Consider the following 9,666-nt stretch of genomic DNA (forward strand, 5'->3'; position numbering starts at 1 on the left):
CAAAGCGATGCTTTTGTTACACAAAAAGAGGCGGTTTCCCGCCTCTTTTCATTTCTGATGGGCAGCCCCCTGCACATCAGAGCTGCATATTAGGTTGAGACTTTGGCCCCGACAGGGGGACTTTACCCGATTAAAAGGGCAGCCTCGTATTTCTTCAGTGTGCGACGTGCAGACTGATACGCTTCGGTACCGACCTGCGTGGCGAGTTCTGGGAAGAGTTCCAGAATTTCGTCGCGCTGCTCTTTGCCGATGCCGTCGAGTGTGTATTCACCCGGCTGGAAGCTTTCAGACCATGTGCCGTTGGACAGAACAACTTCATGCTGCTCGAACATGATGTGGATATATGTGGTGCCGGAGCTCTCCACACGGTCCACACCATCCAGCATCGTCAAGTGCTTTGCCGCCACGAGAACTTCGCGCTCTTCAAAGTACATTGTCGCCTGATCTGTCGTCAGCAACATACGGTGCTGCGGAGACACAAGGATGTCACGCTCTGGCAGGTTATCCCCAAGCGCACCCGCTTGGATCAGAACTGGCTGCAAGTGATCATTAGCGGCAAGTTGTGCGGCACTCAGATCTTTTGCACCGCACCAGCGGATTTCCTGAATGCCGTTGTCCCGTGTGATGACACGATCTCCGACTTTAAGGTCTTCCACAGCACGTTCACCGGTCGGTGTCGCAATCATGGTACCCGGCGTGAAGCAAGGAATGACGTTTTCGATGTTATCGAAGCGTGCCGTTCCTGTGACCACATCCGCGGCATCCAAGAAGTTGACAACACCACCCTCAGAGCCCGGAGCATCGTAAGTGACCGTGACACGACCACCTGCGTTTTCTAGCTCACCCGCACCTGTCAGGTCGAGAACGTCGAAGTCCACCGGACCTTCGCCACCGTCAATGGTATCGCCTGAGGTTGCCCCGATGATGCTGTCTTCGCCAGCGCCACCAAAGATATTATCCGCATCCGCGCCACCTGTGATGGTATCGTTTCCGCTACCGCCGTCGATGGTATCGGATCCATCATCACCTGTGATCGAGTCCGTACCGGCACCACCAAGAACTGAGTCGTCCCCGTCGCCACCAATCAGAACATCGTTGCCGTTCTGGCCATCAATGGTGTCTTCGTCGATGCCACCGTCAATGCTGTCGTTGCCGTTGCCACCAGAGAGGATGTCATCGTCATCGCCACCAAAGATAGTGTCATTACCCGCACCACCTGTGACAACGTCACGGTCGTTCAGCTCAAGGCCGACAGGCTCTGTTGCATCAGGCTCGTCTTCGAACAATGTGACAGTGCTTGTGTGACCCGCATCGATGTAGTCATCGCCGTCGCCAAAAGGAATGGTGTCGGCACCGTGGCCACCTTCAATGCTGTCGTCACCTGCTCCACCGCGGACTGTGTCGTCGTCGATACCCGCAAAGATCGTGTCGTTATCGTCGCCGCCGTCGATGCTGTCTGCATCATCGCCAGTTGTGATAAAGTCATTCCCTGCGCCGCCAAAGACTGTGTCTCGGCCATCGTCCTGACTTGGATCGGTTACGAATGTGATACCACTGTCCGTGATCGGCAAGTTGGGATCGTTACCAACATAATCCGTGAACGTGTCCACACCAGCGTTGATCGTATCGTCGCCGTCGCCACCGTCAATAAAGTCGGCACCTTGAACATCGATAATCGAGTCGTTGCCGCCGTCACCAGTGATAGAATCGTCGTCGATACCGGAGAAGATCGTATCATCGCCTTCGCCACCGATAATCGTATCAGCGTCGTCGCCCGTTGTGATAAGATCGTTGCCTTCGGCCGCATCAACAAAGTCGCGGTCATCTTCAGGATCATCATCCGTTGGAATAGACGGGAACGGTGCCTCATCAATAAGCGGGATAGTTCCGCTCGTGTCGATGACATCATCACCGCCGCCAGTGCCAACGGAGTCGTTTCCATCGCCAGTTGTGACAGTGTCGTTACCGCCTGGTGAAGGTGAAGCAAAGTCATCCGCGAAGACCGTGTCGTCACCATCGCCGGTATCGATGCTATCGCTACCGTTTACAGTGAGCGGATCACCGAAGCCATCACCAAGGACGAAATCGTCACCGTCGCCAGCATCAATGATATCGTCGCCTTCGCCTGCATCGACGTTGTCGTTGCCTTCGCCAGCTTCAATCGTATCGTCGCCGCCACCCGCTTGGATCACATCGTCATTTGATCCGGCCTCAGGATCGATTGCATCGTCGTTGTCGACTTGATCGCCCTCAGGGTCACCAAGATATGGATCAACAGCGCCTGTCGTCGGATCGTCTTCACCGATGTATTCGCCACCAGGTGTCCCTTCAACAATTCCGTCAAGTGGCGGTGTGCCAACAAGAACCTGAATGGTCGTCGTGTCCGTGCCGCCATTTCCATCGGAAATGGTGTAGGTGATCGTGTCCACGTCATCTTCAAAACCAGCGTCCGGCGTATAAGTGACAGAGCTACCATCAGGCGCAATCGTGACAGTCCCGTTCGGCGCTGTCGCCGCGGTGATTGTCAACGGATCACCCTCTGGATCAGTATCGTTATACAGAGCATCCACCAGTTGGACACTCTCCTTACTAACGCGCCTTGGGCACGCAGCAATCAGTATTTACACTTTTAAACTATTTGGAACGAGCTAACATGGGAAAAGTCGCGACCCAGCGTCAACTTTCTGATTAAACTGCCGTCAAAAAAGGCTCCACTTTAGGAAAAATTCCGTTTTTTCCGTCAAACTCGTGACAGTCCCGATACAATCCTCCGTAAAAACAGTAATGTAGCGAAAGACGAAACAATTAACCTTTTGACAAAATTTTGACTGCCTCAATAAAAAAAATTTCGAAATATGGCTAAGTTGTTTCCAGATACTATGCAAACGTTGTAAATTCCAAGGATTGTTATCCTCAGACTTGTAAAGTGAGGTCAAGACAATCAGAATCACTCACAAAATATCGAAAGATATCTCGCGCTCTGGTTTGCAAGAAGCGCATGCCATTTGGCAAGCCCACTAAAAATCAACGAACTAGAAGGATTGCGGAAACTTGCAAAAGCAAGTTGGTACCCAAGGCCGGACTCGAACCGGCACGCCCGTTAAGGCGGGGGATTTTGAATCCCCTGCGTCTACCATTCCGCCACTTGGGCACAATGTGCTCTCTTTAGCGTTGCTCTTGAGCGGGGTCCAGTCCTGACAACAAGCAAATTCAAAGAAAATGCACGCCCTGCCCCCTTGACCGCTTTGCTTGCACATGGTCACTGCATTTAGGCCAAGGAGTGCGCAGAATGCTAAGAAAACTATACGACATGACCTTATCTTGGGCTGAACACAGACATGCGCTTTGGTTCTTGGCATTCGTAGCTTTCATCGAAAGCTCATTTTTTCCGATTCCACCGGACATCCTCATGATTCCGATGATTCTGGCACGTCCCTCGCGCGCTTGGCTTATTGCAAGCGTTGCATTGGTCGCGTCAGTCCTTGGCGGGCTTTTAGGATACGCGATTGGCGCGCTTGCTTATGAGCAGATCGGATTGCCGATACTGCAAAGCCTTGGCAAGGCAGATGCGATGGCAGACTTCAGCACACGCTTTAATGATCTTGGGTTCTGGGCTGTTTTGACCGCGGGGCTCACGCCCTTCCCATTTAAGGTGATCACGATCATGTCCGGTTGGACTGGCATGTCGCTTGGTACCTTTATCGTTACTGCGATCATCGCACGCGGTTTGCGCTTTTACATCGTAGCATTGCTGCTTTGGAAATACGGTGAACCGATCAGGACGTTCATCGAGAAGCGACTTCCTTTGATGTTCGTTCTATTTGTTGTCATGCTTGTCGGCGGCTTTGCTGCGTTGAAGTTCCTATGACGCGGCGTTTTGCAATCCTTCTCGCTGCTGGCGGCTCGGCCGCCTTGATGCTCGGCGCTCTGGGGTTTCAGTATATTGGAGAAATGCCGCCCTGTAAGCTTTGTTACTGGCAGCGCTATCCCCATATTATTGCAATCGTTATAGGCTTACTTGCACTGTATTTTACAGGTCGCGCACTTCCTGCTCTGGGCGCACTTGCAGCGCTAACTACGGCTGTTATCGGTGGGTATCACACTGGCGTTGAACGCAAATGGTGGGAAGGACCAACGTCCTGTACTTCAGGGTCGATCAGCGAATTGAGCACGGACGATCTCATGGCGCAGATTATGTCAGCCCCGCTCATAAGATGCGATGATGTGCCTTTGGAGTTGTTCACCTTATCCATGGCAAGCTGGAATATGCTTGCCTCTTTAAGCTTGTTTGCTCTTTGGCTCTTAGCGATCAAGCGTTCCTAATTATTTATAGCAAAGACTGGGGCCAGCCCCAGACCCCGGGATATTTAACAAGAGAGGAAGCGCACAAAGCCTTAACTTCCCCTTTTTAGAAGTATCCCGGGGAGTCCATCTTGATGGACGGGGCAGCGCCCCTTTTTTTCTAATAAACGAGCGCGGCGCAGCCGCTCAATAAGATCACAGGTAATCAGAGCGTTGCAGGCCATATTTGGCCATTTTCTCATTCAACGTTCGGCGAGGCAGGCAAAGCTCTTCCATCACCGCAGCGATAGAGCCTTTATGACGACGCATCGTGTTATCGATCAACATACGCTCGAACGCCTCAACGTATTCTTTAAGTGGTTTGCCCTCGGTCGTCATCACCGGCGTCATCTCATCGTGATCATTCATCAACAGCGACGCAATCGTGCCAGACCCACGACGGGTCTGCAAAACCGCGCGTTCAGCGATGTTGATCAACTGACGCACGTTGCCCGGCCACGGCGCTTGGAGCAGCTGCGCCGCCTCTTGTGCAGATACGTCAGGGGCATCGCAGCCATACTCTTCCGCGAATTGCTCAGAGAGGCGTGTGAACAGAGACAGAATGTCTTCCCCCCGTGCCCGCAGAGGTGGGATTGTGATGCGCAAAGCGGCAAGGCGATAGAATAGATCAGAGCGCAGCGCATCTTCGCAGGTGCGATCCTGCTCTTGCAAGTTGGAAATCGCGATAATGCGGGTTTCAGCGGGTGTGCCTTGCTCGTTGATAACGCTGAGCAAGCGCGCTTGGAGAGGATCGCTGAGTGCTTCAATGTCCTCAAGCACCAACGTGCCGCCACGCGCTTCTTCTATTGCGGGAAGATAGGGATCTTCGGGTGCAACAGGACCAAAAAGCCGTTTCGCCAAAGCGTCCTCATCCATCGCAGCACACGATACGAGCACAAAGCGTTTGCCCGCGCGACTGCCCACGGCATGCAAGGCATGCGCGATCAGGGTTTTGCCAGTTCCGGTTTCCCCATCAATCAGGACATGCCCATCAGCCTGCCCTAGATCCAAGATGTCTTCCTTCAAGCGTTCCATGACAGGCGACGCGCCGATCAACTTCTTCATAAGCTGACCGCCATCGGAAAGCTCACGGCGCAAAGCGCGATTATCCAAAGTCAAACGACGCGCGTTCGCTGCCTTCTTTGCCAATTCGGACATGCGGTCAGGGTTGAAAGGTTTCTCCAAGAAATCAAATGCGCCAATCCGCATCGCATTCACCGCCATCGGAACATCCCCGTGGCCTGTGATCATGATCACAGGCAAGGCACTGTCTGTGCTCATCAACTTTTTCAGAAATTGCATCCCGTCCATGCCGGGCATTTTAATGTCGGAGATCACGATACCAGGGTAGTCTGTGCTGATCCCTGCCAGAGCATCCTCGGCAGACGCAAAGGTCTCGGTGTCATAGCCCGAAAGTGCGAGCCACTGTGAGATGGACTGACGCATGTCTTTTTCGTCATCGACGATCGCGATCTTCATTGCATTGGCCATATCTTCTACTCCGCTGCGGGTTTGGCGACGAGCGCCTCATCCAAGTTCGTCTCATCTAAGCTCGTTGTTGACTCATGTAATATCGGCAAACGGATTTCAAAGACCGCGCCGCCCTGCGCTGCGTTGCGCGCAGTCATTCGTCCGCCCAAGTCGTTGACGATACCCGAAGAAATGGCAAGGCCCAGCCCAACCCCGTCGCCGGGCTGTTTGGTGGTGTAGAACGGCTCAAACAGTGCATCGAGGTCCTCGATCCCCTGCCCGTTGTCGCGCACGGTCAGGATCGCAGTTTCACCTGCGGCGAGCAGCACATCAACCTGTGGGTCCTCAACCGATTTGGTTGCATCCAAAGCATTGCGCAAAAGGTTGATCATCACCTGTTCCACACGCACCCGATCCCCCAACACCATCACAGGTTCCTGAGGGAGCGTTTTGTTGATTTGGACAAGCCGTTGACGCAGTTGTGGCTCCATCATTGACAGGCTAGAGGCCAACGCATCCCCAAGGTTTACTGGGACAAGCTCGTCCCCGCTCTTGCGCGCATAGCTTTTGAGTTGCTGCGTGATCGCGCCCATGCGCCCTATCAAATCGTCAATGCGTTGAAAGCTGGCGAGCGCTTCATCAGGGCGACCGCGTCCAACCAAAAGCTTGGCTCCGGCAAGATACGTTTTCATCGCCGCGAGTGGCTGGTTCAACTCGTGGCTGACCGCCGCCGACATCTCGCCCAAGGCGGCAAGCTTGGAGCTTTGTGCGAGGGTCTGTTCAGCGAACGCGAGGTTCTCTTGCACTTTTTGGCGTTCGGCGACTTCTCGCTGCAAGCGTATGTTAAGTTGGCGAAGTTCTGCCGACTCGCGCTGGAACAGCGCCATGCGCACAGCTGTCTTGCGGTTCAAAAAGTAAAAAGAGAGCGCCAAAAGGATTGCGAATCCCATGATTTCGAGCGCGAGCACGCCGTTCACACGTTCACGCACGGACGCATAGGATGTGAAGCTGGCGATCTGCCAGCCGCGAAACGGCACGCGCGCTTGTGAGCGCATCAATGCCTCGCCGCGCAGATACGCATCCCCTGGCACGGCGCCCCAATCAGCGGTCGCTTGGATCGCACGGCTGATTGCACCGGAGGGTGGTTGCCGTTGCAACGCATCCTCTTCTGTGAGGCCACGCCAGCGCGGTTCGGTGGAAAGAACAATTGTACCCTCGGAATTAGTGATCAACACAGCATCCGAGATCCCCGCCCATGCGCGCTCGAACTTTTGTAGATCGACTTCAACCACAACGACCCCCAACACATCATTGTTGGCTTCAACGCGTCGGGAATAGGTGAACGAATAACCGCCGGATTCACGTGGCATAAGCGAAAAAACCGTGTCTTTTGAACGCAGTGCATCGACAAAATACTGATCCGAGCGGTGCAAGGATTGCAAACGATTGCGGTCTGTCGCGGCAACAGAACGGCCATCACTGTCCAAAAGCATCAACGATGCAGCGCCGATTTCTTCGACGAAACTTATCAAACGCTGCGTTGAATTTGTAAAATCGTTTGAGTTCAATGCCCCAATCAAAGCAGGGTCACGCGCGAGCAACTGCGGCACGATAGAATTACGGCGCAGCTCAGAGAGGATATTTCCGCTATAAAGCGCGAGGCGCAGTTCAGCGCGATTTCGTGTGGTTTCCGTAAAGCGATCCGTCAGAAAACGGTTGCTCATAAAGACGGTCACACCCGCAAGAACGATCAGCCCGAACAAGAAAAAGCGCGCACGCCAAGGGTCAAAACGCGCAGATTTGCGTGCGACCCGCTTGGGTTTGAGAGGCTCTGACAGTGATGTGGGCGCGTCGCTCATGGGGCTGATGCTAATGCGCAGATCAGGATCGCTCAAGTCAGCTGGCTCACGCAGTCGCCATCGCCCCGATCAAACCAGCAAAAAGCCGCGCACCATCTGCTGATCCATGTGCGTCTTCCATCGCGCGCTCTGGATGCGGCATCATGCCAAGCACGCGACCATTCGCAGATGTGATCCCCGCGATATCACGATCCGATCCATTGGGATTGTCAGCATATCGAAACGCCACGCGCCCCTCGCCTTCAAGACGATCAAGTTCATCCGACGTGGCGGTGTAGTTGCCATCATGATGCGCAATTGGCACCTGAATAATCTGGCCCGCAGTGTAATTATTCAAAAAATCGCTATCAGACGTGCCGACTTCAAGACCAACGGTCTTGCAGATGTACTTCAGCCCTGCATTGCGCATCAAAGCACCGGGCAAAAGACGCGTCTCTGTCAGCACTTGAAAACCATTGCAAACACCGAAAACGTATCCACCCTTTTCAGCGTGGGTTTTCACGGCAGAACAAATCGGCGAGTTCGCCGCAATCGCACCACAGCGCAGATAATCACCGTAAGAAAAACCACCGGGTATTCCTACAAGGTCAATACCTTCTGGCAGTGTGCTGTCTTTGTGCCAGACGCGCGTGACCTCTGCGCCTGCCATCTCAAGCCCAACGGCAAGATCGCGATCACAGTTTGATCCCGGGAATGTTATGACCGCCGCGCGCATCAGCTCAGCTCCACCGTGTAGGATTCGATGACTGTATTGGCGAGCAGCTTCTCGCACATCTCGTTGACTTGCGCCTCTGTCGTGCCAGCGGCCAGATCAAGTTCGATCACTTTACCCTGACGCACGCCTTCGACACCGTCAAAGCCGAGCGCGCCCAATGCATGGCGCACAGCTTCGCCCTGCGGATCCAAGACACCATTTTTCAACATGACATGTACACGAGCTTTCATCGATAAGTCCTTTGCGGTGTTCGTAAATCTAAAGTGGGTTAATCGCAGTTAGTTGATCAAAGTCGGCTTGGTCACCGGCTGTTGGTTCTTTGGCAGCACGCCAAGGCGGCGCGCGACTTCAGTATACGCATCTGTAAGAGAGCCAAGATCGCGGCGGAATACGTCTTTGTCGAGCTTTTGACCCGTCTCCATATCCCACAAACGGCAGCTATCAGGGCTAATCTCGTCTGCGAGGATCAAACGTTGAAAGTCGCCCTCATACACGCGACCAATCTCGATTTTGAAATCGATCAGTTTGATGCCAACGCCATACATGATGCCAGAAAGAAAATCGTTTACGCGCAAAGCGAGCGACAAAATATCTTCCATATCCTGCTGCGAGGCCCAACCAAAGGCAGCAATATGCTCTTCCGAAACCAGCGGATCACCAAGTTTGTCGTCCTTGAGGCAGTATTCAATGATCGGGCGCGGCAATTGCGTGCCCTCTTCAATGCCCAAACGCGTCGACATCGTCCCAGCAGCATAATTGCGCACGATGATTTCCAAAGGCACAATTTCGCAGGTTCGTACCAATTGCTCACGCATGTTCAAGCGCTTGATAAAGTGCGTTGGCACACCAATACTGCCAAGGCCGACCATGAAATACTCGGACAGCATGTTGTTCAACACGCCCTTGCCCTCGATCACGTCTTTCTTTTCCGCGTTGAACGCAGTCGCGTCATCTTTGAAATATTGAATCAAAGTCCCCGGCTCTGTACCCTCGTAGAGGGTTTTCGCCTTACCTTCGTAGATCTTTTTTCCGCGCGCCATGGCAGTGACTTTCTTTGCAGGTGATACGCGAAGCGCGATTCCAATCGCGGCGTATTCTCATGCTCTCTTAGGACAAGGGGCACGTCGGGGCAAGTTACCTCTCTGCAAGCTGTATGCGGTGCCGTGACGCTTGGCCCTTGCAGGTCGCTTCGCGGCGACGCATATTCAAATCAAATGCAGTATACCGCTGCTACCCCAAAACCCGAATTTTTTCATGGGTTATGACGCGGAAATTGTCTGA

At 53.5% G+C, this 9,666-nt stretch carries 8 protein-coding genes and 1 tRNA gene; 2 read left to right on the forward strand and 7 right to left on the reverse strand.

Annotated features, from left to right (window positions below):
- Positions 1–122: 122 nt before the first annotated feature.
- Both PFRI_RS12975 and PFRI_RS12980 read right to left on the reverse strand, forming a co-directional pair.
- Complete coding sequence (locus PFRI_RS12975; RefSeq protein ID WP_425439470.1) at positions 123–2,621, reverse strand: Hint domain-containing protein; 2,499 nt, start codon at positions 2,619–2,621, stop codon at positions 123–125.
- A gap of 444 nt (positions 2,622–3,065) precedes the next feature.
- Positions 3,066–3,151, reverse strand: a tRNA-Leu gene (locus PFRI_RS12980).
- Positions 3,152–3,289: 138 nt separating this feature from the next.
- On the opposite strand from PFRI_RS12980, the gene PFRI_RS12985 reads away from it, so the two are divergent.
- Together PFRI_RS12985 and PFRI_RS12990 are read left to right on the forward strand one after the other, a co-directional pair.
- Entirely contained in the window at positions 3,290–3,868 is a 579-nt protein-coding gene (locus PFRI_RS12985) for a YqaA family protein (RefSeq protein ID WP_072631131.1), read from the forward strand.
- Entirely contained in the window at positions 3,865–4,323 is a 459-nt protein-coding gene (locus tag PFRI_RS12990) for a disulfide bond formation protein B (RefSeq protein ID WP_072631132.1), read from the forward strand. The genes PFRI_RS12985 and PFRI_RS12990 overlap by 4 nt, the downstream gene beginning before the upstream one ends.
- Before the next feature lie 174 nt (positions 4,324–4,497).
- Here PFRI_RS12990 and PFRI_RS12995 read toward each other — a convergent pair whose 3' ends face one another.
- The 5 genes from PFRI_RS12995 to purC are packed head-to-tail and all read right to left on the reverse strand — an operon-like array spanning position 4,498 to position 9,425.
- Positions 4,498–5,832, reverse strand: a complete 1,335-nt coding sequence (locus PFRI_RS12995) for a sigma-54-dependent transcriptional regulator (protein ID WP_072631133.1) — start codon at positions 5,830–5,832, stop codon at positions 4,498–4,500.
- 5 nt (positions 5,833–5,837) lie between these two features.
- A complete protein-coding gene (locus PFRI_RS13000; RefSeq protein ID WP_072631139.1) occupies positions 5,838–7,670 on the reverse strand; it encodes a sensor histidine kinase in 1,833 nt (610 codons plus the stop codon).
- A gap of 46 nt (positions 7,671–7,716) precedes the next feature.
- Positions 7,717–8,385, reverse strand: coding sequence for a phosphoribosylformylglycinamidine synthase subunit PurQ (gene purQ / locus PFRI_RS13005; RefSeq protein ID WP_072631134.1), 669 nt, complete (start codon positions 8,383–8,385; stop codon positions 7,717–7,719).
- Positions 8,385–8,615 carry a phosphoribosylformylglycinamidine synthase subunit PurS gene (purS, locus tag PFRI_RS13010; RefSeq protein WP_072631135.1) on the reverse strand — a complete coding sequence of 77 codons (231 nt, stop codon included), beginning with the start codon at positions 8,613–8,615 and terminating at the stop codon, positions 8,385–8,387. Before purS ends, purQ begins: the two co-directional genes overlap by 1 nt.
- Before the next feature lie 48 nt (positions 8,616–8,663).
- Positions 8,664–9,425 (reverse strand): phosphoribosylaminoimidazolesuccinocarboxamide synthase, encoded by a 762-nt coding sequence (gene purC / locus PFRI_RS13015; RefSeq protein WP_072631136.1) that lies wholly within the window; start codon positions 9,423–9,425, stop codon positions 8,664–8,666.
- Positions 9,426–9,666: the final 241 nt, after the last annotated feature.

The sequence above is a fragment of the Planktotalea frisia genome, from assembly GCF_001890925.1.
In the GTDB taxonomy this organism is placed as follows: domain Bacteria; phylum Pseudomonadota; class Alphaproteobacteria; order Rhodobacterales; family Rhodobacteraceae; genus Planktotalea; species Planktotalea frisia.